Here is a 22,739-nt window from a genome sequence, read left to right as displayed (position 1 = left end):
CTTGGTGCTGGTCATGAGGGGGTGGTTCTCCTGTCGTGCCCTCTCAGGCTAACCCGACGAAGCGGGGCGTCTCACCCAAGGCTGACAGAGAGGGGCCAGCGGGCTACGAATGTCAGAGGCATCCGGTTGGATGAGCACGTGACTGTCTATGACGTAGCCCGCCAGCTCCCCACCATCGCCGACCTGCGAGACCTGTGCCGCTCGCTTGCGATGCTCGATGCGATCCTGAGCCCGGACTGGGAAAGCCGGTACTACTCGTTCAATGCCACTTGGGCTGAAGGCGAGGAGATGGCTTCGATGCGCAACGGGTCGGGAGACGAGTACTCCATCGTGTTCTCGGCGGCTGGGGTCTATGTCCGCGGCTTTGGTCACGAAGCACCAATGAGCCCGTATGGACACGATGGCGAGCCCTGGCCGGGAGTGATCGACGATGTTCCCGAGGTCTTTAGGTCCTTCGTCGAGGAGCCGGCGTTCACCGACGAGGGCGGCGTGCCCGTCGTGACCGCCTGCTTGTGGCGGGAGACGACGGACGATCAGTGGCACCACGGCACGATCGACTTCCCCTCGGACCGTGCCGACCCTGACGGGGCCACGGGGCTGTTCGAGCTTCTGGTCGACCGCTCTCCCGAGGCGTTCCAGCGCTTCGCAGAGGACTATTACGAGGTCCCGGTGCACTTGAGGACGGTGAGTGACGTGTATGCCTTGAGGCCGCTGAACCAGGAACTCGTGTCGTCGTTGAACGTAGAGGTCACCCTGGCGGACCTGGCCCAAGACATCTCCGAAATCGGCTATCCGCAGGCTCACTGAAAGCCGATCCGTCTGCCCACCGGCACGTTTTTGCTGGTGGGCCTTCGTGTTCAGAGATCGCCGGTTCCCCGAGGAGCCCAGCCCGCTGGCGATCTTGCGTGATCCCCAGGGGCGTATCGGCTCCATGTCCCGCCGGTCTCGTTGCGGAGCCGGGTGGTGGTCTTGTCGTGGTAGCCGAGAGCGTCCGCGACGACGGGTGCGGGGAGTTCGAGGAGTTGCTGCCGGATGGCGGCGCCGCGGGCGGCGGCGATCGGGATTCCGACCTTGTTCAGAAGCGCGGACAGGTGGTTGGGGCCGAGCGGCTGGCCGGTCCGGCGGCCAGGAAAGAGCCAGCGGGATGCCGGGTTGGTGGCAGTGTTCATGTTGCCGCGGTTCGCGATGTGCTCCAGCAGCAGGGTGGCGACCGGTGCGGGAACGGGCGAGGGCGGCTCGCCGAGCCGCAGCAGCACAGCGTCGGATGACTTCGACGTCGATGCCCAGGCGGGCGCCGTGGTCGATGGCCTTGGTGCGGTAGCCGCTGTCGGGGCTTCACCCCAGATCGTGGACACCTTGGACACTGGGCCTTGTGGGTTCAGAGGAAGAGATGTCACTGATGGTGATGAAGGTGTACTCAGCGGAGTTCAGGGCGGATGCTGTCGCGTTGTATCTGTCGGACCCGAAGAACACGTTCGAGGGCGTGAGCAAGGACCTGGGGGTCAGCCGGGAGACGCTGCGGAACTGGGTGCGGGTCGAGCGGGCCCGGCAGGGCCGCGCGGCAGGTACGAGTGGCTCGCCGCGGGCGGCCCAGGCCGTCGATGTACCCTCCGACGATGTGCTGAAGGAAGAGAACAAGCAGCTCAGGGCTCGGGTCAGGGAGCTGGAGACCGAGCGGGAGATCCTGCGGAGGGCGGCGAAGTATTTCGCCGGCGAGACCAACTGGTGAGCCGTTTCCAGTTTGTTGATGATCATCGCGGCGCGTTCGGCGTCAAGCGGCTGTGCCGGGTCCTGGAGGTATCCAGGTCCGGGTTCTACCGGTGGCTGAAGGGCGCCCCGGCCCGTATGGAGCGGGCGCGGTCCGATGCCCGCCTGGCCCGGCGGATACGGGAGATCCACAAGGAGTCCGACGGTACCTACGGCGTCCCGCGGATCACGGCCGAGTTGTGGGACGCCGGGATCGAGGTGAACCACAAGAGGGTCGCGCGCGTGATGGCCCGGATCGGCCTGCAGGGCGTGCACCTGCGCAAGAAGGTCCGCACCACCGTCCCCGAGCCGTCCGCGGCGCCGGTGCCCGATCTGCTGCGGCGTGACTTCACCGCGAGCGAGTCGAACACCAAGTACGTCGGCGACATCACTTACCTGCCCATCGGTGACGGCCAATTCCTGTATTTGGCAACGGTGTTGGACCTGTGCTCGAAACGGCTGGCGGGCTGGTCGATTGCCGACCACATGCGCACCGAGCTGGTCACCGACGCGCTCCGGGCTGCGGCCCGTACCCGCGGCGGAACCCTTGACGGGGCGATATTCCACAGCGACAACGGCGCCCAGTACGCATCGAAGGAGTTCGCGCATGTGTGCCGCGAACTCGGCGTCATCAGATCACGCGGAGCCGTCGGAACCTCGGCGGACAACGCCGCGGCCGAATCCTTCAACGCGAGCCTGAAGCGGGAGACCCTGCAGAGAAGGAAACGCTGGTCAGGAGCGCGTGAGGCCCGCCTTGCGGTGTTCCGGTGGGTCACTCGCTACAACACGAGAAGAAGACACTCCGCACTCGGCCAGATCAGCCCGATCGCCTACGAACAACGATCGATTACGCTGACCACTGCCGCATAGCAAACGGTGTCCACGGTCCGGGGTCAAGCCCCGGAAGGTTCATAGACATAACAGGTCAGTTTCGAGGTCCTCCAGCCCCCGCACCACTGAATTTTCACCAAGCATCGAGTCCCGGTCTACCGCCGTTCGAAAGTCCGAGGGGCGTGGTCCCGATACGCAGGGCCCCATCCCGGTGGCCACCGAGACCTCCCGCGGACTTCTGGTCGCCTGCCTTCGGGCAACCGGCCGCCCCGACACTCTGGCCGTGCGACGTCAACGGCCACGCTAGCGTCTACCTGGGCCCCCTACGGTCCTGGCCAGCGGAGCCTACGGCGCCACACCAACTCGCGCCGACTGGAGCGACAGGACCACTCACGCCGGAGTGCAGAGGGCTTCGGTCATCCGTGCAGTCGGCTTCGGAACCTGACATCGGGCGTGAGATCCATGCCGGGAGGCGTCGCAGCGGATCACCAGATGTGCGTCAGCCGTGATGCCATCACCCCCACCTGAGTTCCACAGTTAGCGGTGTCGACTAGGGAACGAAAACGTGGGTTGACCTGCGGAAATGTCTGCGAGCACGCCGAGATGGCGTGTCACTAGGCGGGGGGATAGTGCCTGGTCAGCGGCCTGCGGTCAGATCGATGATCTTCTTGGGCGGGGTGACGTTCAGGGCGGTGAAGATGTCGCGCTGGGGCTTGGTGAGGTCGGTGGACTGGCGGAAGGTGCCGGCCGGGCCGGTGTAGGTGACGGCGTGCAGGCGCTGGAGTTCGGCGCGCAGGCGGTTCCAGGTCTGGCCGGTGGAGGTCTCGGCGACGCGGATCAGAAGCAGGGTGAGCCAGCAGAGCAGGATGTGGGCGCGGATGCGGTCCTCGCGGCGGTGGTAAACGGGGCGGAGATCGAGAATTTGCTTCATATCGCGCCAGCCGCGCTCGACTTCCAGGAGCTGTTTGTAACCCAGCGCGATGTCCTCGGCCGACAGCTTCGGATCCGAGGAGCGCAGGAGGTACTTCCCGTCGAGGTTGGCCTCGGCGGCGATCTTCTTCTTGTCCACCCGCAGCAGCCCGCTCGGGGTGGTGTGCAAGAACCGTTTCAGGCCGGGCTTGGTGGACAACACCCCAGCCAGCTTGTCGCGTTCGGGCCTGGGCAGCTTGTCCGTGCCCTCGATCGCCTCGGTGAGCTGGGTGACCATCCGCTGACGGATCGCGGCGTCGCGGGTGGCCTGGTCGGGGTTGAAGCAGATCACGAACCGGTCGTCGGTTCCGATGTTGACCTCCTTGACCTGGAGGTTGTCGCGCACGGACGCATAGCGGCCCTGCCGCGAGAGGGCGGCGCGTACTTCGGGTGATCCGGTGCGGAGCTTTTCGCCGATGATGTAGCCGCCGCCTCCGCGCATCAGCGCCCGGCGGTTGGCGGCGGAGGTGAAGCCGCGGTCGGCGACCCACACGATCTTCGACAGCGTCCACTCGCGCAGGTCGTCGCGGACCTGCCGGATCAGGGCCTGGTCACCGGTGTTGCCGGGCCAGGACCACACCCGCACCGGGATCCCGTCGCGGGTGACGGCCATGCCGATGACGACCTGGGGCAGATCCTCGCGGGAGTCCTTGGACTTGCCGTGGGTGCGGAACCCGTCGTGCCGCACCGCGTCTTCGGCCGGCGCGTCGGCGGCCAGGCGCTCGCCGTGTTCGTCGCGGGCGACGGGTTCGTCGGCGTCCTCGGTCTCGAAGTACGCGGAGGTGGTGTCGAAGAACAGCAGGTCCACCTCCAGGTTGAGCAGGTCGGTGACCTGGAAGTACGCCTCCTTGGCCAGGGCCGGCTCGATGGTCAGCAGATAATCCATGGCTCGGTAGCAGGCTTCGTCACTGATCGCCTCCAGGCCGTCTATGTGGACGTCGTCGGCGATCCACTCGGTCGCGGCGAGCTTGCTGGAGGCGGCCAGCGCCCGGTTGGCGACCAGCGCGAACAGCACCCGCTCGACGCGCGGATCCAGCCGCCGCCCGGCCAGTTGGCGGTGCACGACACCGTCGAGGCCGAGCCGGTGCCACAGTCCGTCCAGCGCGTGCACCCCGCCCCACGGCCTGGAACTGATCAGTGACAGGTCTCCCGAGCCGGTCGCGGCCAGCGCGGACGCGGGGTCCAGCAGTCTCGAGAGCGCGCCGACCAGCCGGCGCACCGCCTCGCGGTCGAGCTCGTCCTCCCGGCCGAAGGAGTGCAGCACCTTCGTACGCGAACGCCCCACGGCCGGGTCCCACTCGTTGTGGGCCAGCTGCAGATACCGGACCGTCTGCCCGTCCTTGTTCCGCCGGGACGTCGTCTTCACATACATGCCGCTAGACGATACGCACATCAATCCAGGTCACAGCCATGGGGGTAGCAAGTCGTGCCACTAGGCATTTCCAGCCTTTCACGCTAGGTGCAACCGTCTGACCTGCACCGATGCCCTGCCACACCCCCGAGAACCCCACTCAACTGTGGAACGTAGGAGAGGTGCGGCTGATTGCGAAGCGGTGGGTCCGGTACGTGATGGTCGAGATCGACGTGGACGACGACAAGGTAACCCGGGTGGTCGCTCTGTCCGAAAAGGTCCGCGAGGACCGCGGCGGCATGGGCCACTTCCTCGCGACGAGCAGTTCATCCGGCGGACAGTGACGACCAACCCCAGCTCCATGCGTTCAGAGTGGGCGAGCCGCGCCAGGAGTCACAGTTCCGGGTTGACGGACGGACTGATTGCGGATGCCCACCATGCTCGTGCCGTTGCCGTCGGATTTTTATGCGATGGAGCCATCTGATGATCACTTGTGGACTAGGCTGCGATCTTGTCATGTTCAGATGAATCGTGCAGAGGACTGATCTCATGAGCAAGCGAAGAGTTGCCATCGCCCTGTCAGCAGTCGGAGTCATCGCTCTCGTCGGTGCCGCGCCGGCACTCGCCTATCAGACAGCAACGCTGTCCGGCACCGGCCAGGCTCGCGTCTACGACAACTCGATTTCCAACAAAGCCGTGGTGGGTGCCTGGGACAGCACTTCGGACTCCAACCCGGTCTACAGCACCTACTATCGGTCGGCGAGCTCCGGCACACAGCGCAACGTGTGGAACAAGCAGGGCTCAGGTACCGAGGACTACTCGGGTACCGGAAGCTGGGTCATCAAGGCGAAGATCTGTGAATCCCAGATAGCTCAGCCGGACGACTGCTCCGTGTATGTGGCCATGAGCCACTGACCGAGGCGTGCTGACGGGCTCCGCCGCAACGGCGGGCCCGTTCAGATCCTTTGGCCCCGTGACCCGGTGACGCGCAGGCGGGCGACCGGCTGAGAGAGACCGTGTGATGCAAGTGAACCCCGTGCTGGAAGTCCGGGACCTCTATTATTCCGTGGCCGGCCGGGCGCTGCTCGACGGTGTGGACCTCGCGCTCCCCGCCGGTCAGTCGCTGGCCGTCACCGGGCCCAGCGGGACGGGCAAGAGCACCTTGCTCAACTGTGTGCTCGGGCTGATCCGATACGACCACGGTGAGGTTCGGATAGCTGGTCAGGACCTGGCCGGGCTCAAGCCGCGCACCCTGGCCAGGCACCGACGCGACACCATCGGCATGGTGTTCCAGTTCGGCGAACTGCTCCCGGAGCTCACTCCCGTGGAGAACGTCGCGATGGCCGCGCTCCTGGCCGGAGTGAAGCGGGCCGAAGCCTTCGGCCGTGCACGCCGACTGCTCGTCGACCTCGGCGTGCCTGTGGAGATGACTCCGACCGCGGAGCTGTCAGGTGGGGAACGGCAGCGGGTGGCAGTGGCGCGCGCCCTGGTGAACCGGCCTGCGCTGATCCTGGCCGACGAGCCAACGGGATCGCTCGACACGCAGAACAGGGAGGCTGTCGCCGATTTGCTGTTCTCCCTTCCCAGGGAATGGGGCTGTGCGGTCCTGGTAGTCACGCACGATAAGTCGGTTGCAGCCCGCGCCGATCACTGTTTCGCTCTCCGCGAGGGGCAGCTCGTCGCTCAGGGCGCATCTCTTTCCCGAGGTGTCCGATGAGTGCGGGACAGTCGCTGAGTCGTCAGCTGTTGCGTATGGGGCGCGCCGCCGGGCGTGGCTCTGCCGACGGCCGGATCCGTTTCGTGGCTCTGACGATCGCCACATGCGTGCTCGCCGTGACGTTGACCGCTGCGGCGGCCGCCTGGGCCACGTACCAGGAGCGGACCGATCGCGGGGCAGCACGCACGCCTGTGCTGCGTCTGCACGACGGGCAGACACCCGAACAGGCACCTTTGCGGATTCAGCTGTACCTGGACGATGTTCACGACCGGCAGGTGGAGGTCGTCTACGTCGAACCCATGAGCCCCGATGCTCCGCTGCCTCCCGGTGTCTCTCGCTGGCCGGGTCCGGGCGAAGCCGTGCTGTCGCCGTCGCTGGCCGCCGACGGGGTCGGAGACCGGTACGGGCGAGTCGTCGCCGGCATCGCTGCGGAAGGGCTGGCCGCCCCCGGTGAGCGTTACGCCTACGCCCGGCCGGCGAACGGAACGCTCACTGCCGAGCACGCCCTGCTCGCCACCGGTTTCGGGTCCGAGGACGCCGGCGGATTCGGTGACCTGGCCACCGTGCGCCCCCTCTCCGTCTTTCTCAGCCTGCTGATCGCCATGCTGGGTCTGCCCGCCGGCCTGTTCGCCGTGGTGGCCACCCGGCTGGGAGCCGCGGGCCGTGACCGGCGTACCGCGCTGCTCGGCGCGCTGGGCGGTGGGCGCCGACAACTGGCGTTGCTGAGCACGGGAGAAGCGGCTCCGGCGCTCTTGCTGGGTACCGTACTGACCGCGCCGGTGCTGGGAGCGGCCCTGGTCACCGATCTGAGGATTCCCTTCGTCGGCTATGTGCTGGCAGCATCCGACATGCGATCCCACGCCTGGCAGCTGGTCCTCGCGCTGCTCGCATCCCCCCTGCTGCTCGCCGCTCTGGTCGTGGTGATGCATCAGTGGGCGGGGCCCGGCAGGTCCACCAGACCGCGCGCTGCCGGTCGGGGGCGACTGGTGAAGGTCGCAGCCGGCTCGTGTCCGTTGTTCCTGGGAATCCTGAGCTGGTCGCCCACGGCATTCGCCACCTATGGAGCCACCCAGACCGTCGTACTCGTGTCCTTGCTCGGCACCGTTGGAGCCCTGGCCACCGTGCCTGCGGCCATCGCGCTGCTGCTGTCCGCGGCAGGCCGTGGTGTGACGGAACTCGGGCGCCGCCTGGGCTGGGCGGGGACGCTCCTCGCGGGCCGCTGGACCCAAGGACGCCCGGGTTACCTTTCGCGCCTGGTGGCGGGAGTGGTCATCGCGCTGGGGCTGCTGAGCGTGGTCCAGGTGTATCCGAGCATGCACAGCGCCTCTGTTCAAGGGGCGCTGGCCATGCGGGAGCGCTTCGGGCACAGCATCCTCACCGTACAGATGCCGCACGGCGCGGAGGACAGAGCCGGAGTGTGGGCCGAGAGGCTGCCGCCCGGGGCCGAGGTGGCGGTGCTCGACTCGACGCTCGGTCTGGCGAACGGTGCGGGCGAGGTTAAGGAGACCCCGGACGGGCCCGTCGAGGTCCGGCAGGCCGTCACGGTCCGCGGGAGCTGTGATGCTCTGCGCGGCCTGGGCCTGGAGTGCCCGGCTGGACAACGCACCCGGGACGTCCCCCTCTCGGATGCCACTCCCGCCCTCCGTGCCCTGCTGCCGCCCTCCGTCGCACAGGTGGGCGTGGACCGCGGTCCTCTTGCCGCCCGTCAGGGCAACACGATCGTCGTCTACTCACCGCAGGGCGAAGCGCTTCCGCTGGGAACCCTCAAACGCGACGCACTCTCCGTCCTGGGGCCCGGCGCCCTCGTCGAGGGGGTGGGGCAGGGATGGATCGGAGGTGCGGCCCTGCTCTCCTCACAGTTGCGGTGGGTGACACTTCTGGGAGTCGTGGGCGTGGGGCTGGTGGCGCTGGCCGCCGCGTTGAACTGCCTTGCGGAGGTCCTGCGCTTCGCACGCTCCATCGCCCCGATCTCTGTTGTCAGCGGCAGTCGGCGGGTGTATGTGACCGTGGCCGCCTGGACTCTCGCGGCGCCCCTGTGCGTCGCCGCCGCGCTGGGTGCGGTGAGCGCCGTCTGGGTCACCCTGCCCTACACGACACCGCCGAGAAACGGTGAGCTCCCTCCGTGGATGCTGACCGCGTCGGTAACTGTGCTGTGCGCCCTGGCCGTGCTTGTGGCCGGTGCGGCCGCCGTGAGCGCGGTACGGGAATCGCGGCACTGGCGTCCCCGCCACGACTGAACCCAATCTGCCGGGAACCTTGAGGCTGCAGAGTCAGCCGTCGTGAACGCCTTGGTGCATCGGTCAGCGATCCGAACGTTGGTTGACGCGGGCTGTGACGTTGCATAAGCGGTCGCGCGTGAAACCTCGCCGCGGCACCACCGCTCTCGGAAGTCTGCACACCCGCGTCCGCCGCCACTGAACCCGCACCTGGGTTCAACTTCCTGAACGTCCATGGGCGGTGCGGTGCAGGGTGGCACTGCGTCCGCACGCCCATATCCGAGCACCTGACCGAGGACTTGGCGGAACTGCCCAATGTCTTCGGACGGCGCTTCGATGACGGCCTCGATCTCGCGGTCGGTCAGCCGGAGGTCTTCCAGTGCTTCGGGGTCCAGCGAGATGCGGAGAACGTTGCCCGTCAGGGCAGCTTCCCGCACGCAGCCGTATGCGGTGCCCTGCCCGGCCGTGACCAGGCAATGTGTGTCCATCCCAAGGGCGGCCTCCTGGTCATCGGGCTCCTCTTCTCCCGCCATGAACATCAGGATGAAACCGCTTCCATCCTCACCCTCGGCAAGAGCGGCTTCGGTGAAGTAGCCGTCAGGGTCGATCTCGGTCCTAACGGCGCGGGCGGTAAATCGGTATGTCATGACGGGGTTCTATCAGTGTGCCCAGCCGTGCCGTGAGGCAGGGGCGAGCGCGATGTTCCACCGTCAGGCTGAGGTGGTGACGGGGACGCCACGTGGGGAATAACGCGGCTCTGTCCGCAGTTCCGTGAGCCCGTTCAGAACGACCTGTTACGACCTGTTTTGCCACCGGAAAATAGAACCGCGGGCGCAACGCCCCCGCGGCTGAAACGCGGGGGCGTGGACGGACGCATTCAGGCGGGCAGCTTCTTCAGCATCACCGCGTACACCGGGGAGTCGGCGAAGGGCTGCTGCTCCCCCGCCTTCGCGTAGCCCCACGTCTCGTAGAGCTCTTGCACCTTCGGGTGGGTCACGTCGACCAGAAGCACGGCGAGATCCTCGCTCCGCTCCGTTAGCAGCGCCTCGTGCATACGGTCCGAGATGCCCTGCTTCCGCCACGCCGGGCGCACCATGACCTCGGAGACTGCGAAGGTCGCGGTGTGGCCGTTGTTCGGCTCGAACTCCGTGGATCGCCACCATTCACGCCCCGGCTGCAGCGGGGCGCCGTAGGCGAAGCCGGTCGGTTCGTCCCCGTCGAAGGCAACGACGCAGGCGAAGCCGTCCATTGCGGACCAGTGGTCGACGAACCAGGGGAACCGCTGGTTGAACTCGTTGTCCATGGCATCGGCGTAGGAGTCGGCGTGCACATCGATCAGCATCTCCTTGAAGCCTTCCGGGAGGCTTCCCCGGCTGTAGTGCCGCAGGTCGATCACCCTGGTCGTCACGCTCGACTCCATTCAGTTCGCATACGGTCTGCCCAGTCGCGGGCGTACATCGTGGACGGCGCCAGCCGGAGCAGCTCTCGGTGGAAGTCTCCGATCAGGGTCCGCATCCGTCCAGGCAGTGGGGCGCCCTCCATGACCGTGAAGACGGTGGCTGCGGTGGCCGTGGCCTGCTCCGGATCCCCTTGTCGCAGTTGCGCGGTGGCGAGCTGACACGTCGCCAGCGCGCGGTTGCGTTGGAACTCCGCCGGGATCCTCGCGAGAGCACGATGGGCCATCGCCTCCGCGTCGGCCGACTCGCCGTTGTGGTTGAGGATGATGGCCGCGAGGTGATTCAGTTCGGCCGGCCCGTAGAACGCGGTCCATCGCGGGCGGTCTTCCTCGGCCGCCTTCTGAAGCGCGTCCTGCGCGGCGCCGAGGGCACGCTGGGCCGAGCGCGGATCCCCCAGTGAGGAGTGTGCCAGGGCGAGGCGGACGCGTCCCATGGACCTGAACAACGGGTCCGTGCGGGCGGCCTGGCACGCGTTGGCGGCCTGTGCCGCCGCGAGCTGCTCCGGCCAGTCCTTCCGCTGGTAGGCGAGCATGGCCATGTTGACCCACACCCGCATTCCCGTGGCCGCGTCCTGGGACAGGCCTGCGAAGGTCGCCGACTCGTGCAGGTACTTCCGGGCCGTGTCGAGGTCGCGCAGGTCGATGCAGGACCAGGCCGCGATGGTGGTGTACTCGGCCGCGAGCGCGTACAGGGCCCGCCGTACCCGTTCGCCGGCGTTGCGCTGCTGAAGCGCCAGGACCTCGGCGCGGCCGTCGAGGGCGGCAGCCGCCAGGGTGGTGTGGCCACCCTGGCGGTCGTCGGCCTCCACCAGCTGGTTCATGCCTGCTGCGGCGCGGGCAACGTCCGTCATGCCCACCGACCAGCGCTGTTTGCCTACGGGGACGGCGGCGGCTGCCGCTCCGGTGGTGGAAGCGATGAAGTCGCGTCGCAGCACGGGGTCCTCCGGGGGGCGGTGCATGGAGCTGGGTGCGTCGAACCCTAGGTTCGTCACGCGGCAGCCGAACACACGCTCAAGTGCGGCGCAAGTGCGGCCGATCGGGCGTCTGCTGGACCCGTTGAGCAGGTTACGGACCGTCCGCGACGTGATCTCACCCGGGCGACCGGTGATCTCCTGCAGCGCCCCATTGAGCCGTGCCGCCAACTCTTCCTGTGTCAGGCCGAGTTGCTTGATGCGCCTCTGAAGGACGAGGTTCGCTCCCATGCACCGAAAGTAACGCCGTCGTCACTCGAACGCCCAGCCCTTTGGTCATGTGATCGCAAAGTCTTCCGGTTGGCCGGCGCATACGAACCTGGACTCTTCCTGTTGCCGCCCGCTCTGGGCTCGTTGACTGGTCACCAGCCGCCGGGCCGTGTTCGGCACGACGGTGTGAAGGAGAGCCCGGCCCTGTCGCCCCGTCAGGGCCGGGTGCCGCACACCGGAGGGAATGACCTCGTGACCGTGATCATCGAAAGGCCGGAGCTGCTGCGCCCGTCCCTTCTGCAGCCGGCCGCCGACGTCGCTCCGGTGGTAGCGGAGTGGTCGGGCAGGCTGCCCACGCCCCGCGTGAACGCGCACGTGGCAGCAGCTCAGAGCGCACGTGTGCGCTGCAACCTGTGGCTCACGATCTTGCAGTGGCCCGGGCTCGTGGAGGGTGCTGCGGCCGTCGTGCACGAGTTGGTGCGCAATGCCGTCATGCACGGCTCCACTGCGTGGAACCGGCACGTCACGCTCAGATTCGCGCTCACCCACACCGGCGCTCTGCTCATCGAGGTGACGGACGGGCTTCCCACCTTCCCCGGCTTCGACGCTGGAGGGTCCGGGCTCGGTGGACTGGCTCGGGTACGCCGTCGCGGGGCCAAGGTCACCTGGTTCCCGACCTTCGACGGCAAGACCGTGCAGGCAACCGTGCAGGCCCGGCTCTCGGGCTCCGAGGCGCCGTCCTGACACCTGGCCCCGTTCCTCGCGACCGGCTCGTCCGCCGCATGGCCGACGAGCCGACGCGAGAACTGGCTGAGCCGCCCCCACACCGAGCCCAGCGCCGACAACCCGGGCCCGAGCCGACCACCGACTCCGCGCCCACCGACTTCGCGGCCACCCACTCCGTACTCGCCGACGGTTCCGCCCCCGCGGGGCGTTGACGAGCACGGGCACAACACCTCGATGCGGGTCGCATCAGCCCAGCAGCGAGGTGCGACAGAGCACGTCCATCGATCCGACAAGGAGCATTGCCATGACTGCTGTCATGCCCGAGCAGACCGCCCCGCAAAGGGCCACCGACACCGCCGACCTCGCCGAGGACCCGTTCGCCCTGGATCTGAGCGTGACCACGGACCTCGGGGGCCTCGGCATGCCGGCCGCGTGCGGCACCGGCGACGGCTGCGCCGCGTCCTGTGCCTCGTCCTGCGCGAGCGCGGTCTGACACACCGGTCCCAGGAGGGCCGGGGGACCCCGGCCCTCCCTCTCCACCGGTCCGCACGACGAAGGAGTTGTCGCGCATGAGCAACAAGTCTCTGTACGCGCACACGGGCACGGCTCTCTTACGGGCTGCGGCCGCACCACGGGACCGATTGCCCGACTGGTGGCCCGACCCGACGGACAGCGACGGCTGCATGAAGTGGCTGGACCACGTCTGGTCCCGCCAGGACCTCGTCGGGCCGATCCGGCAGGCGAACCGCGAACTCGCGCTCAGCATCGACGCCATGCGTGGCGGGCGGGCGGCCACCGGTAAGAAGTTACGACGAGCAGCGCTGTCGACCGCGCGCTACCTGCTGCGCGCCACCGGCCGCCCCACCCCCTTCGGTCTCTTCGCCGGTATCGCCCCGGCCGCACTCGGGGCTGCTGCCGAAGTGCGCTGGGGAAGCGGCCACCGGGCGGTGGCCCGCGTCGACACGATGTGGCTCAGCAGCGTCATCGAGCGTCTGGAGAACTGCCAGGAACTGCTCGAGCGTCTGGACGTCGTACTCAACAATCTTGCCGCCCGACGGGGCGGGCGCCTCCATGTTCCGCACGGCGGCCCTCACGGTGCCGGCATCAAGTACACGAGCGCGGTACGAGCGCTCGAGACCTGCGCTGCGGCACCGACCCGGTTCAGCGCCGTGGTCGACGGCCTCGCGGAGGTCTTCCCAGGAGCCGGCCCGGCGCGGATCCGCAGCATGCTCGTCGATCTCGTCCGGCAGGGATTCCTCGTAACGGGCCTGCGAGCTCCGCTCACCGTGACCGACCCTCTCGGCCATCTCCTCGAGCGCCTGCACGGGGCCGAGGCCCACACGATCGAAGCCGTCGCGCCGATCCTGCGCGGCCTCGAGGGTGCGGCAGCAGCTCTGCGGCACCACAACCGCACCCCCACCGCGGGGCAGACGCGGCTGCGGAACACGCTGGTCCGGGAACTGCGCGTCATGTCGGACGCCGGCAGGGCGCCGCTCGCCGTCGATCTTCTGCTCGACTCTTCCGTGCAAGTCCCGTTCGGCGTGGTGCGTGAGATGGAGGCCGCGGCGACGACCCTGTTGCGCCTGACCCGCCGCCCCACCGGCCACGCGATCTGGCACGACTTCCAGACCGCGTTCTGGGAGCGGTACGGCACGGGCACGCTCGTCCCGTTGAGCGAGGTCCTGGATCCTGCGGCCGGACTCGGGTTCCCGGCCGAGTACCCCGGCAGCGTGATGTCCACCCCTGCGACGCTGACCTCCGAGCGCGACGGAAGGCTGCTCGCGCTCGCCTGGCAGGCCGTGGTCGACGGCAGCCGCGAGATCGTCCTCACCGACGATGCCATCGACGCGATTACCGGGGACGGGCCGGTGGCGGGCCCGCCGCACGTGGAGATGTGCGCCCGGATCCACGCCGAGGACGTCGCGGCCCTGGACCGGGGTGACTTCACCCTCACCGTCACGCCCGCGCGGTCGGCGGGCACGCTCACGTCCCGCTTCACTCCGGCCGCCGGTGGATCCGGGCTGCAGGAGACCTACCGATCCATTCCTCCGGGCGTCGCCGGCGCCTTGCCGGCCCAACTGTCGTTTCCGCCGCTCTACGCCCACACGGAGAACGTCTGCCGTATCCCCGCCTACCTGCCGCACGTCATTTCACTGGGCGAGCACCGCGGGCCGGAAGGGCACGCGGCCGTGATCCCACTCGATGATCTCGCCGTCACCGCCACACACGACCGTCTGCACCTGGTGAGCGTCTCCCGCCGCCGGATCGTCGAGCCCCAGGTCTTCCACGCGATGGCGCTCGAGAAGCAGCCGCCGCCACTGGCCCGGTTCCTCGCCCACCTGCCACGCGCCTTCACGGCCTCGTGGACCGGCTTCGACTGGGGGCCCGAGGCGGTCCGGCTTCCCTACCTGCCGAGGGTCCGTTACCGGCGTACCGTGCTGTCCCCGGCCCGGTGGCGCCTCACGAGCACGGACCTGCCGGCCACCGACAGGGTGGAATGGGAACAGGCTCTTGCCCGGTGGCAGCGGCGCTGGCACTGCCCCGAGACGCTGGAACTGCGGGACGACGACCGGACTCTGCGCCTGACCCTGAGCGAGCGTCTGCATGTCGCGATCCTGCGCGCCCATCTCGACCGTAACGACGCAGCGATCCTGACCGAGGCCGCCCCCGCCGGTGCCTTCGGCTGGATCGGCGACCACGCCCACGAGGTCGCCGTGCCGCTTGTCGCCACTCGCGCACCTGCCCCCTCACCGCTGTCCGGTCGCCGGCTGCCCACACTGCTCAACAGCGCGCTGGGTCTCGCGCCGGGCTCCCCGGACGCCGCATGGCTGCACGCAAAGATCCACACCCACCCCGACCAGATGAACGACATCATCACAGGCCAACTCCCCCGGCTACTCGCTGCCCTGCCCGGCGAAGTCGAGTGGTGGTTCCTGCGCTACCGCAGCCCCCACGAGCCCCCTCATCTACGTCTGCGCCTTCGTGTCCCGAGCGCGGAGCTGTACGCGACGTTCACCGCAGCGGTCGGGCAGTGGGCCACACGGCTCCGCAGCGAATCCCTCGCGGGCCGGCTCGTCCTGGAGACGTACAGCCCGGAAATCGGCCGCTATGGACAGGGCGAGGTGCTGGCAGCGGCCGAGGCGGTATTCGCGGCCGATTCCCGCGCCGTCGCCGGCACCCTGCGCCACGTCCACGGCCCGCTCCTTCATCCGACAGCGCTCGTTGCCATCGGCATGGTGGACATCGCGCGCGGCTTCCTCGGCCATGAGGCGGGGATGAAGTGGCTCGCCGACCGGCCTGCCCCACCCGCGGCCGCAGACCGCGCTGCATCGGAACAAGCTGTACACCTCGCCCGGCTCCAAGCGCCTCTCGACCTGCCCGGCTGGACCGGCGAGGTGGCCGGCGCCTGGCAGGACCGTGCCGCCGCCCTGACCGGCTACCGCGATCAGCTCCCCGCCGATGCGGACCTCGACGCCGTTCTCGAATCGCTGTTCCACATGCACCACAACCGGATGCTCGGGCTCGACCGGCCGGGAGAAAGGATCTGTCGCCGCGTCGCACGACAGGCGGCACGCGCTCGGCAGGCCCACCGATGACCGCGGCGTCGATGCGACGGGAACAGTCCCTCTACTCCGGCGCCCCCGGAATCGCTCTTCGCCACAGCGCCGACGCCCAGGCGGGCCGAGGGGGATGGGAGGCCGTCCACGAGTGGGTGACTGCCATGGTCCGGCACCCTGTTAACGCTGACCCGGATACGTGCGGCCTCTTCGAGGGGGCGCCCGCCGTCGCCTACGCCCTCCACCTCGCAGACCGGCCTTCGTACGCCCCGGCCCTGGAGACGCTCGACCGGCACATCGTCGCCATGACGCGTCTCAGATTGCGCGCGGCCCACCGGCGCATCGACCGCGAAGAGTTCCCGCGACTCCGCGAATACGACCTCATCAGCGGCCTGACCGGGCTCGGCGTCTACCTTCTCACCCGGGGCGGTCACGACACGTTGCTGCTCGAGATCCTCTGCTACCTGGTGCGACTCACGGAGGCGGTCACGGCCGATCACGACCTCCTGCCAGGCTGGTGGACCGGCGACGGGCCCGAACTCCGACCGAGCGTCGAGTGGCCGGACGGGCACTGCAACCTCGGCCTGGCACACGGCATCTGCGGTCCGCTCGCCTTCATGGCGATCTGCATGCGACGGGGGCTCACCGTTCCCGGGCAGGCCAGAGCGATCCGCTACATCTGCACCACCCTCGATCAGTGGTGCCTCGGCACGGGAGACCGCCCCTGGTGGCCCGAGACGCTCTCCCGACGCGAGTGGAAAACCCGTGTGCCACGCCGGAACGGCCCCGGCCGCCCGTCCTGGTGTTACGGAACCCCTGGCATCGCCCGCGCCCGACAACTCGCCGCGCTGGCACTCGGCAATGCGCCGCTTCAGCACCATGCCGAGGCGGCGCTCGTCGCGTGCGTAACCGACGAACGACAGCTGAGCCGGCTCACCGACGCCTCGCTCTGCCACGGCTGGGCCGGCCTCGTACGCACCGTGCAGCGAACAGCGGCGGACGCGGGCCCCGGCAGCACGCTGGGCGAGCTCCTGCCCGGGCTGCACGCCCGGATGCGCGACCACCTCGAGCAGTCGGGCCTCCACCGGTCGGCGCCGCGTGCAGCAGGCCTGATGGAAGGCGCCGCAGGCATCCATCTCACGCCATTGGACACGGTCGGCGCCGCGCCGATATCCCGCTGGGACGCCTGCCTGCTCCTCTGCGGGTGACCCGCGCCCAGCGCCGCAGCACACCCACATTCGCACCACTAGGCTCGTGCCCCTCGTCACCGCCGGGCACGTCGTGGAAGGAATCCCATGAACACCACCACCCACTCCTCGCCCGAGGTCCTGCGCAACCGGCTGGTCGACGAGATCGTGGAGGAACGGATCGCCGGACTCTATGACCCGCGGGTCGAGGAAGCCCTGCGAACGGTGCCGCGGCACGAGTTCCTCCCGGCCGTGAGCATCGAGACCGCGTACGCGAATCAGTCCGTGTCCATCAAGGACAACCCCGCCGAGGACGCGCTCCCGTACAGCTGCGCGTCAAAGCCCGACGTGGTGTTCTTCATGCTCGTCCAGTTGCAGCTCGACGAAGGTCACCGCGTGTTCGAGATCGGCGCGGGCACGGGCGTGAACGCCGCATACATGCGGCGCCTCGTAGGCGCCTCCGGGCTCGTCGTCACGGGGGACATCGACGGCGACGTCACGGCCTATGCCCGCAAGACACTCGACGCGACCGGGTTCCGCGACGTCGACGTCATCACCCGGGACGGGGTGCTCGGCGCGGAGGAACGTGCCCCGTTCGACCGCATCATCGCGACCGTCGGGGTCTGGGACCCTTCCCCCGCCATGCAGAACCAGCTCAGGGACGGCGGCAGGCTGGTACTCCCCCTGCGGTGGCGAGGTCTGACCCGCAGCGTCGCATTCGTGCGACAGCCCGAACGGCTCCTGTCCGACTCGGTGAAGATGTGCGGTTTCCTGCCCTTGATCGGCCAGGACGGTGAGCGCACCGGTTACGTCGATGACGAGCACCTGATCCGTCTGTTCTGGGACGACGACCAGGCCATCGACCCCACCGAGTTGACGACGGCCGTCTCCCAGCCGGGAACGGTCGCCTGGACCGAAGCGAGTGTCGGGCCTGTCGAGTCGTTCGACGGCATCTGGCTTCGCCTGTCGGCCACCGAACCCACCACCTGCCGCATCACGGTGAAGCCCGCCGCCATCGAGGCAGGGCTCCGACGCCCCGCCGTGCCCGCCCTGAGCCCCGCTCTCGTCGACGGGAACTCGATCGCCTACCTCACTCTGGAACGCATGACGGTCGAGGAAGGCACGGAAGCCCGCTTCCGTATCGGTGCGGTCGGCTACGGACCACGCGGGCGCGCGCTCGCGGGGCGGCTGTGCGACCAGATCACGGTATGGGCCGGCGACCGGGCCGCGGAACCAGTGATCAGCCTGTACCCGGCAGGGACCCCGGACTACGAACTCACCGACGGCTACGTCATCGAGAAGCCGTCCGCCCGCATGGTGATCTCCTACTGACACCTCGCCACCCTGAAGCCGAGGCATCCGTTCGAACGCACGCATACGGACGGGGTGCGGGAGCGGACCGGGTCGCCGTCAGGTCGGCGGGTCGAGGGCGATGGTCCAGGTGTGGAGGGTGTGTGGGCTGGCATGACCTGGGCGAGGCTCGGCGATGACAGCGGTGACGTGGTCGCCGGCCCGGCGCAAAGACGGCGTGAAATCGGAGACCTGGTCGGGAGCGAGGGGCAGGAGTTCGGCAAGGACCACGGCGTCCAGCCTGCGGTCGACGGCGCGCAGTGTCCCGGCGTCGAGGACCAGAATGGTGCCGTCGTCCAGCACCAGCGGCCGCGGGGTCTGAGGATCGGCAAGTCGCGGACCACGTTCGATGACGCCGCCGGGCAGCAGCCGGACCACCCGGCTGCTGGTCGGGTGGGTGCGGTCCGCCTCGACGACGCGGACTCCGGTGCCGACCACGTAGTGGCCGTAGCTGCGCCAGGAGTCCACGGCAGTGCCGTCGCGGTCGTGCTCCCAGGTGTTGAAGAAGTCGTAGCCTTCGAGGCCCAGAAGGAAGCGTCCGCCGCGCAGGGCCGCACCACGCTCCCCGCGTAGTTCGGCGATCTGAGTGCCGGCCGCCAGGTCGAGCAACAGGGCCGGGCCGAGGAAGCCCCACGGGGTGTACTCGAGCGAGTCCGTGGTCACCAGCACCCGGCCACCGGAGACGTGGGCGGCGTTGGGACGGCCGGCGCAGCGGTGCGTCCAACGGGTTCGGCCCGCGGTGTCGACGCATCTGATCTCCCCGGTCGTGCCGTGGATGCGCAAGTCGTCCCGCAGCACGAGCGGCTGCTGTGCGGGACGGGCCTCGTACGGCGGGCGTCCGACCGTGCGCTGGTAGTCCACCACCGTGGCACGCCACGGGGCTGAGGTCGGCTCACCGGCGCGGCCGCTCTTCTCGGGCTTCGGCATGGCCGCGATGATAGGGCGTAGTTGCAACGCTCCGGCCGGCCGGCACCTCGCCACGTCGTCGGGGCCGTCCGCGCCCACCGCGCGTGGCCGGAGGAGGCCGTACCTATGACGACCACTGTCTTTCGGGCAATCACTCGGCCGTGGGATGGCCCAGGTCAAGCGCAAAACGGGTCCCCCTCAATTCCTCTGAGGGGGACCCGTTGCGTTCACCACGGCATGGCCGCCGACCCGCCGGCCGACCTTCGCCACTGCTTCCGGTCGATGGCGGCGGTCGGAGCCCGCCCGCCGGTCGGGGCGCCGACAGTCGCTTCCTCCAGGTGTGCCTGCCGGTGCCTACCTCCCGAGGGTGAAGGTGTCGATGTCGAACAGGGAGCCTGCGCCGCCGGTGAAGGTGAGGAACACCGGTCCGGTCGGTGTGCCGGAGAGCGCTGTGGAGACCGTTCTGAAGGTCTCCCAGCCTCCGGTGTTGGGCACGGAGACTGTCCCGATGATCTGTCCGGTGGCCGAGCCGGAGCGGACCTGCACGGTGCCGCCCGCGCCGGCCGAGGAGACCTTGGCGGTGAAGGTCTTCGCACCCGTCAGTGACGCCTGGGCGTAGCCCGCCCAGTCGCCGTTCTCGATGTTCGAGATTCGTACGGACCGACGGGGGACCATCCCCGCGCGTGCGGGGAGCACTGATCCCGCGGTGGACGCTGCCGGTCATGGGCGGGACCATCCCCGCGCGTGCGGGGAGCACAGAGCTCAAAGGACTGACTCGGAGCGGGTGTACGGACCATCCCCGCGCGTGCGGGGAGCACCCTGTGTCTCTTCCGGCGGTTCTCGCACGGGTGGGACCATCCCCGCGCGTGCGGGGAGCACACGCGCCTTCCTTCATCACAACACCGGCCTTCGGGGCCATCCCCGCGCGTGCGGGGAGCACTCTTGTTGAACTGCGAGTTTGTCATCCGAGAGAGCCGTTCTGCATAACTTCCTTCGATTCCGACAAAGCGGCCTTTCGAGCTGTTACACCCAAAAAGAAGTCTCGTCAGCCACCCCTGAGCTCAGCCACTCATCTTTCGCCACCCTGAATCACCGACAGGCCCCGGCGTCTCCCCCGATCTCGCAGTACTTCGCGCCCCACCGCTGGCTGGCCCTCTGGCTTCTACAGTGGCGTCGCAGCCTCCGTCGCCCGCCGGCGGAGCTCCGTTTCCGCCGGATGCCAGGCAGGGTCGGTGGTGGCCCGGGACGCCTGGAGGTAGGCCTCAAATTCCTCCGCCGCTCCGGGGCTCGCAGCCGACATGAGCGGCGGAACCTCGTGGCGTCCGGCGGCGCAGGCGGCCAGTTGCAGGCGCGGAAGCATCGCGTACAGGGTGTTGATCCAGTCGGCCTCCGCGAGCTCACGGCCCGGCGCCTGGTCGCCCGCGTACGTGCGGATCCAACCGACGTAGAGAGCCGTCAGGTGCTCCACGACCGGTGAGTGGCGGTGCCAGCAGGGCGGGAGGTTGTTGTGCAGCTCGAAGGTGGTCCGCAGCCAGTCGACCCATACCGCCAGCTCACGAAGCCGTTCCTGTCGCTCCGTCGGCTCCATGGCGGACCACACCCACCGCTGCGGCTCGGGCTGCTCCTGCGAAGGGACCGAGGGCCACAGGGAGGCCGCGTTGCTGTACGGATCAGACACCGGTGGACGCCTTCCCGGGAACGTACGCATCGGGGCCGGGACTGGGGTCGGCCAGCAGCTTCCTGAGGTCCTTGTCGCGGAAGGTCAGCCGCATCCTGACCTTGATCGGTGGCTGGTTCGAGTACTGCGCGATCGCGGTGAAGTCCGGCAGCTGCTGCAGTGAGTGCACCGGCGCCAGGTCCGTCTCGGTCGCCGAGGTGTTCGTGGAGTACTCGCCGCGCGAGCGGCCGTGCGAAGTCCTCATCACCTCGGTCCGCCCGTACAGGCCGGAGAAGTAGCGGAGCGTCTCCAGGTCTCCGCAGCCGGGCAGCAGCATCCGCAGGCCACTCGCGGAGAGCACCGTGTTGGCCTTCTGGGTACCGAGCCGGTCCCGCAGCTGGGAGAGGTCGTGCCACACCGTCAGGACGTCGATGCCCATACCGCGGCCGGTCGTGAGAATGTTCGGCAGCCTCGGGTAGCGCAGCATGTTCCCGGCTTCGTCGACCATCACGCCCAGCGACGGGTCGAGGGGCTTGCCCGTGCTGTTGTAACGGACCTCGGCGCCATGAATGATCGAGGCGATGATGGAGGTCAGCAGGGGGGCGAAGCGCTCGGCGTCGGCCTCGGAGGCAATCAGGCAGACGGTGCCGTTCCCCTCCAGGAGTTCTCCGACGGTGAAGTCCGTGCCTGCGCAGGTCTCACGGACTTCCTCGTCGGCGTACACCCTCACTAGCACGTTGAGGGTGAACTGGATCGACCCGATGCCGTCGTCGTGAAGCCGCAGCCAGGGTGAGGCGTAGTCGTCGGCGACCTCGTCGAAGCCGTGCTGCAGCAGGACGGCTCGGACGTGGTCGACGGCGTCCTTGCCCAGGCTGAGCCAGCGGCGCATCGCCGTCACTCCCCCGCCGGACAGGTTCGCGGCGAGCAGGACACCCTTGAGGACGCTCTTGGCCTGGTCGACCCACGGCGCGGCGCGCTTGCTGTCACCGGAGGAGGACGCCTCGGCCATCCATGACGCCATCCGGTCGGCGGCCCTCGCGTCGGTGCAGTAGTCGACGGGCGACCATCTCTGGGTGGGCCGTCCGGGAATGCCGGCCGGGGCGATGACCCAGACCGGCCCGAAGTGGCGGCGGCGCGCGTAGATGATGTCGAGGTCTGCGGCCTTGGTGGTGGTCACCACCAAGGGGCCTTGCCATTCGGCGGCGTTGGGCAGCACCAGACCCGTGGTCTTCGAGGACCCCGGCACTCCGAACACCGTGGCGCTGATGTTGGGCTGCGCGGCTACGATCTTCTTGGTACGCATCCCGCGCCCGGCTGTGATCCGGTTGGCGCGCTTGACCGGGTCCTGTGGCGCCCGCAGTTTCCGCTCCACCGTCGCTCCGCCCCACTGGGCGCCGCCGGTCCGGCCCCTGCGGTCGACGATGCTGACGGCCTTCACGACCAGGACGAGTACGACCAGGAGGAGTGCAGCGGTCAGCACATAGAACAGCCAGCTTGGCGGGGCCGGGTTGTACGCCGCGTCGGGGCCCCGTACCAGGGACTTGAGGACGGTGGCGGGAACGCTGTCGGTACGGGTGGCCCACCCCCGTCCGGACAGCAGGGCCGCGGCCGGCGCGGCCAGCAGGACCGCTCCACCCACCGCGACGGCCGCTCCGAATCCGTAGGCGGTGAGCAGGGTGTTGTCGTCCAGGCCCGCTGCGGGCGACCCGGTCTTGTCCGCTGCCATCGCGTCCGTACTTTCTGGGTTCGTTCTGGTCAGAATCGTTCCGATGACCTGGGAGGCAAGGTCGGACCGGGTCCACTCGAAGCTTGCGGTCGTGCGTTGAGGTGTGCCCGGCTGAACCGGGCAACGGTCGTGAAGGGTGGTGCGTCCGTGCGGGTGTGGGCCA

The 22,739-nt window shown here is 68.8% G+C and carries 20 protein-coding genes and 1 CRISPR repeat array; of the genes, 12 read left to right on the top strand and 8 right to left on the bottom strand.

Annotation, left to right across the window (positions count from 1 at the left end; genetic code table 11):
- Positions 1 to 138: 138 nt before the first annotated feature.
- Positions 139 to 807, top strand: a complete 669-nt coding sequence (locus tag ACFU5K_RS21125; RefSeq protein ID WP_384063869.1) for a hypothetical protein — start codon at positions 139 to 141, stop codon at positions 805 to 807.
- 50 nt (positions 808 to 857) lie between these two features.
- On the opposite strand, the gene ACFU5K_RS21120 is transcribed toward ACFU5K_RS21125, so the two are convergent.
- Positions 858 to 1,355 carry a hypothetical protein gene (locus ACFU5K_RS21120; protein ID WP_384063866.1) on the bottom strand — a complete coding sequence of 166 codons (498 nt, stop codon included), beginning with the start codon at positions 1,353 to 1,355 and terminating at the stop codon, positions 858 to 860.
- 44 nt (positions 1,356 to 1,399) lie between these two features.
- Here ACFU5K_RS21120 and ACFU5K_RS21115 point away from each other — a divergent pair.
- Positions 1,400 to 2,616, top strand: a protein-coding gene (locus ACFU5K_RS21115) for an IS3 family transposase (protein WP_384063876.1) whose coding sequence is annotated in 2 segments (ribosomal slippage) — positions 1,400 to 1,715 and positions 1,715 to 2,616 — 1,218 coding nt in all. Because the reading frame shifts where the segments join, the coding sequence is not laid out codon by codon here.
- 598 nt (positions 2,617 to 3,214) lie between these two features.
- Here the strand turns inward: ACFU5K_RS21115 and ACFU5K_RS21110 are convergent.
- Positions 3,215 to 4,918 carry an IS1634 family transposase gene (locus ACFU5K_RS21110; RefSeq protein WP_384063864.1) on the bottom strand — a complete coding sequence of 568 codons (1,704 nt, stop codon included), beginning with the start codon at positions 4,916 to 4,918 and terminating at the stop codon, positions 3,215 to 3,217.
- A 161-nt stretch (positions 4,919 to 5,079) separates the two neighbouring features.
- Here ACFU5K_RS21110 and ACFU5K_RS21105 point away from each other — a divergent pair, with 161 nt between their 5' ends.
- The 5 genes from ACFU5K_RS21105 (at position 5,080) to ACFU5K_RS21085 (ending at position 9,513) form a co-directional block, all read left to right on the top strand.
- Positions 5,080 to 5,241, top strand: coding sequence for a hypothetical protein (locus ACFU5K_RS21105; protein ID WP_384063861.1), 162 nt, complete (start codon positions 5,080 to 5,082; stop codon positions 5,239 to 5,241).
- 205 nt (positions 5,242 to 5,446) lie between these two features.
- The gene (locus ACFU5K_RS21100; RefSeq protein WP_384063859.1) at positions 5,447 to 5,812 is read left to right on the top strand and encodes a hypothetical protein; all 366 of its coding nucleotides are present in this window, start codon (positions 5,447 to 5,449) and stop codon (positions 5,810 to 5,812) included.
- A 106-nt stretch (positions 5,813 to 5,918) separates the two neighbouring features.
- Positions 5,919 to 6,614, top strand: coding sequence for an ABC transporter ATP-binding protein (locus tag ACFU5K_RS21095; protein WP_384063856.1), 696 nt, complete (start codon positions 5,919 to 5,921; stop codon positions 6,612 to 6,614).
- A complete protein-coding gene (locus ACFU5K_RS21090; protein WP_384063853.1) occupies positions 6,611 to 8,851 on the top strand; it encodes a hypothetical protein in 2,241 nt (746 codons plus the stop codon). Before ACFU5K_RS21095 ends, ACFU5K_RS21090 begins: the two co-directional genes overlap by 4 nt.
- A 278-nt stretch (positions 8,852 to 9,129) precedes the next feature.
- Complete coding sequence (locus ACFU5K_RS21085; RefSeq protein ID WP_384063850.1) at positions 9,130 to 9,513, top strand: hypothetical protein; 384 nt, start codon at positions 9,130 to 9,132, stop codon at positions 9,511 to 9,513.
- A 194-nt stretch (positions 9,514 to 9,707) separates the two neighbouring features.
- On the opposite strand, the gene ACFU5K_RS21080 is transcribed toward ACFU5K_RS21085, so the two are convergent.
- Both ACFU5K_RS21080 and ACFU5K_RS21075 read right to left on the bottom strand, forming a co-directional pair.
- Positions 9,708 to 10,250 (bottom strand): GNAT family N-acetyltransferase, encoded by a 543-nt coding sequence (locus ACFU5K_RS21080; protein ID WP_384063848.1) that lies wholly within the window; start codon positions 10,248 to 10,250, stop codon positions 9,708 to 9,710.
- Positions 10,235 to 11,221, bottom strand: a complete 987-nt coding sequence (locus tag ACFU5K_RS21075) for an XRE family transcriptional regulator (RefSeq protein ID WP_384063845.1) — start codon at positions 11,219 to 11,221, stop codon at positions 10,235 to 10,237. Before ACFU5K_RS21075 ends, ACFU5K_RS21080 begins: the two co-directional genes overlap by 16 nt.
- 498 nt (positions 11,222 to 11,719) lie before the next feature.
- On the opposite strand from ACFU5K_RS21075, the gene ACFU5K_RS21070 reads away from it, so the two are divergent.
- The 5 genes from ACFU5K_RS21070 to fxlM all read left to right on the top strand — a co-directional run bounded on the left by ACFU5K_RS21070 (position 11,720) and on the right by fxlM (position 18,269).
- Positions 11,720 to 12,211 carry a hypothetical protein gene (locus ACFU5K_RS21070; protein WP_384063842.1) on the top strand — a complete coding sequence of 164 codons (492 nt, stop codon included), beginning with the start codon at positions 11,720 to 11,722 and terminating at the stop codon, positions 12,209 to 12,211.
- A gap of 286 nt (positions 12,212 to 12,497) precedes the next feature.
- Positions 12,498 to 12,686: an FxLD family lanthipeptide gene (gene fxlA, locus ACFU5K_RS21065; protein ID WP_384063840.1), complete on the top strand. Its 189-nt coding sequence runs from the start codon at positions 12,498 to 12,500 to the stop codon at positions 12,684 to 12,686.
- Between the two features lie 76 nt (positions 12,687 to 12,762).
- Positions 12,763 to 15,789: a lantibiotic dehydratase gene (locus tag ACFU5K_RS21060; RefSeq protein ID WP_384063838.1), complete on the top strand. Its 3,027-nt coding sequence runs from the start codon at positions 12,763 to 12,765 to the stop codon at positions 15,787 to 15,789.
- Positions 15,790 to 15,800: 11 nt separating this feature from the next.
- Positions 15,801 to 16,958, top strand: coding sequence for a lanthionine synthetase C family protein (locus ACFU5K_RS21055; RefSeq protein ID WP_384063835.1), 1,158 nt, complete (start codon positions 15,801 to 15,803; stop codon positions 16,956 to 16,958).
- An 87-nt stretch (positions 16,959 to 17,045) separates the two neighbouring features.
- Positions 17,046 to 18,269 carry a methyltransferase, FxLD system gene (gene fxlM / locus ACFU5K_RS21050; RefSeq protein WP_384063833.1) on the top strand — a complete coding sequence of 408 codons (1,224 nt, stop codon included), beginning with the start codon at positions 17,046 to 17,048 and terminating at the stop codon, positions 18,267 to 18,269.
- A 78-nt stretch (positions 18,270 to 18,347) separates the two neighbouring features.
- On the opposite strand, the gene ACFU5K_RS21045 is transcribed toward fxlM, so the two are convergent.
- From ACFU5K_RS21045 to ACFU5K_RS21030, 4 genes are all read right to left on the bottom strand, one after another.
- Positions 18,348 to 19,214 carry a hypothetical protein gene (locus ACFU5K_RS21045; RefSeq protein WP_384063830.1) on the bottom strand — a complete coding sequence of 289 codons (867 nt, stop codon included), beginning with the start codon at positions 19,212 to 19,214 and terminating at the stop codon, positions 18,348 to 18,350.
- 333 nt (positions 19,215 to 19,547) lie between these two features.
- Positions 19,548 to 19,796, bottom strand: a complete 249-nt coding sequence (locus tag ACFU5K_RS21040) for a carbohydrate-binding protein (protein WP_384063873.1) — start codon at positions 19,794 to 19,796, stop codon at positions 19,548 to 19,550.
- 64 nt (positions 19,797 to 19,860) lie between these two features.
- A CRISPR array of direct repeats spans positions 19,861 to 20,133; the repeat unit is 28 nt; unit sequence GGACCATCCCCGCGCGTGCGGGGAGCAC.
- 222 nt (positions 20,134 to 20,355) lie between these two features.
- Positions 20,356 to 20,871, bottom strand: coding sequence for a hypothetical protein (locus ACFU5K_RS21035; protein ID WP_384063827.1), 516 nt, complete (start codon positions 20,869 to 20,871; stop codon positions 20,356 to 20,358).
- Positions 20,864 to 22,576, bottom strand: coding sequence for a type IV secretory system conjugative DNA transfer family protein (locus ACFU5K_RS21030; RefSeq protein ID WP_384063826.1), 1,713 nt, complete (start codon positions 22,574 to 22,576; stop codon positions 20,864 to 20,866). The genes ACFU5K_RS21035 and ACFU5K_RS21030 overlap by 8 nt, the downstream gene beginning before the upstream one ends.
- Positions 22,577 to 22,739: the final 163 nt, after the last annotated feature.

It is taken from the genome of Streptomyces sp. NPDC057428, assembly GCF_042803195.1.
Lineage (GTDB): Bacteria > Actinomycetota > Actinomycetes > Streptomycetales > Streptomycetaceae > Streptomyces.
The sequence above is the reverse complement of the archived record's forward strand: the minus strand, read 5'-3'. Positions and strand labels throughout refer to the sequence as shown.

Bases quoted from the DNA above. Each gene is read 5' to 3' on its own strand.
- ACFU5K_RS21110 (WP_384063864.1), bottom strand. From the start codon at position 4,918: ATGTATGTGAAGACGACGTCCCGGCGGAACAAGGACGGGCAGACGGTC.
- ACFU5K_RS21100 (WP_384063859.1), top strand. From the start codon at position 5,447: ATGAGCAAGCGAAGAGTTGCCATCGCCCTGTCAGCAGTCGGAGTCATC.
- ACFU5K_RS21095 (WP_384063856.1), top strand. From the start codon at position 5,919: ATGCAAGTGAACCCCGTGCTGGAAGTCCGGGACCTCTATTATTCCGTG.
- ACFU5K_RS21090 (WP_384063853.1), top strand. From the start codon at position 6,611: ATGAGTGCGGGACAGTCGCTGAGTCGTCAGCTGTTGCGTATGGGGCGC.
- ACFU5K_RS21080 (WP_384063848.1), bottom strand. From the start codon at position 10,250: ATGGAGTCGAGCGTGACGACCAGGGTGATCGACCTGCGGCACTACAGC.
- fxlA (WP_384063840.1), top strand. From the start codon at position 12,498: ATGACTGCTGTCATGCCCGAGCAGACCGCCCCGCAAAGGGCCACCGAC.
- ACFU5K_RS21060 (WP_384063838.1), top strand. From the start codon at position 12,763: ATGAGCAACAAGTCTCTGTACGCGCACACGGGCACGGCTCTCTTACGG.
- ACFU5K_RS21055 (WP_384063835.1), top strand. From the start codon at position 15,801: ATGCGACGGGAACAGTCCCTCTACTCCGGCGCCCCCGGAATCGCTCTT.
- fxlM (WP_384063833.1), top strand. From the start codon at position 17,046: ATGAACACCACCACCCACTCCTCGCCCGAGGTCCTGCGCAACCGGCTG.
- ACFU5K_RS21045 (WP_384063830.1), bottom strand. From the start codon at position 19,214: ATGCCGAAGCCCGAGAAGAGCGGCCGCGCCGGTGAGCCGACCTCAGCC.
- ACFU5K_RS21030 (WP_384063826.1), bottom strand. From the start codon at position 22,576: ATGGCAGCGGACAAGACCGGGTCGCCCGCAGCGGGCCTGGACGACAAC.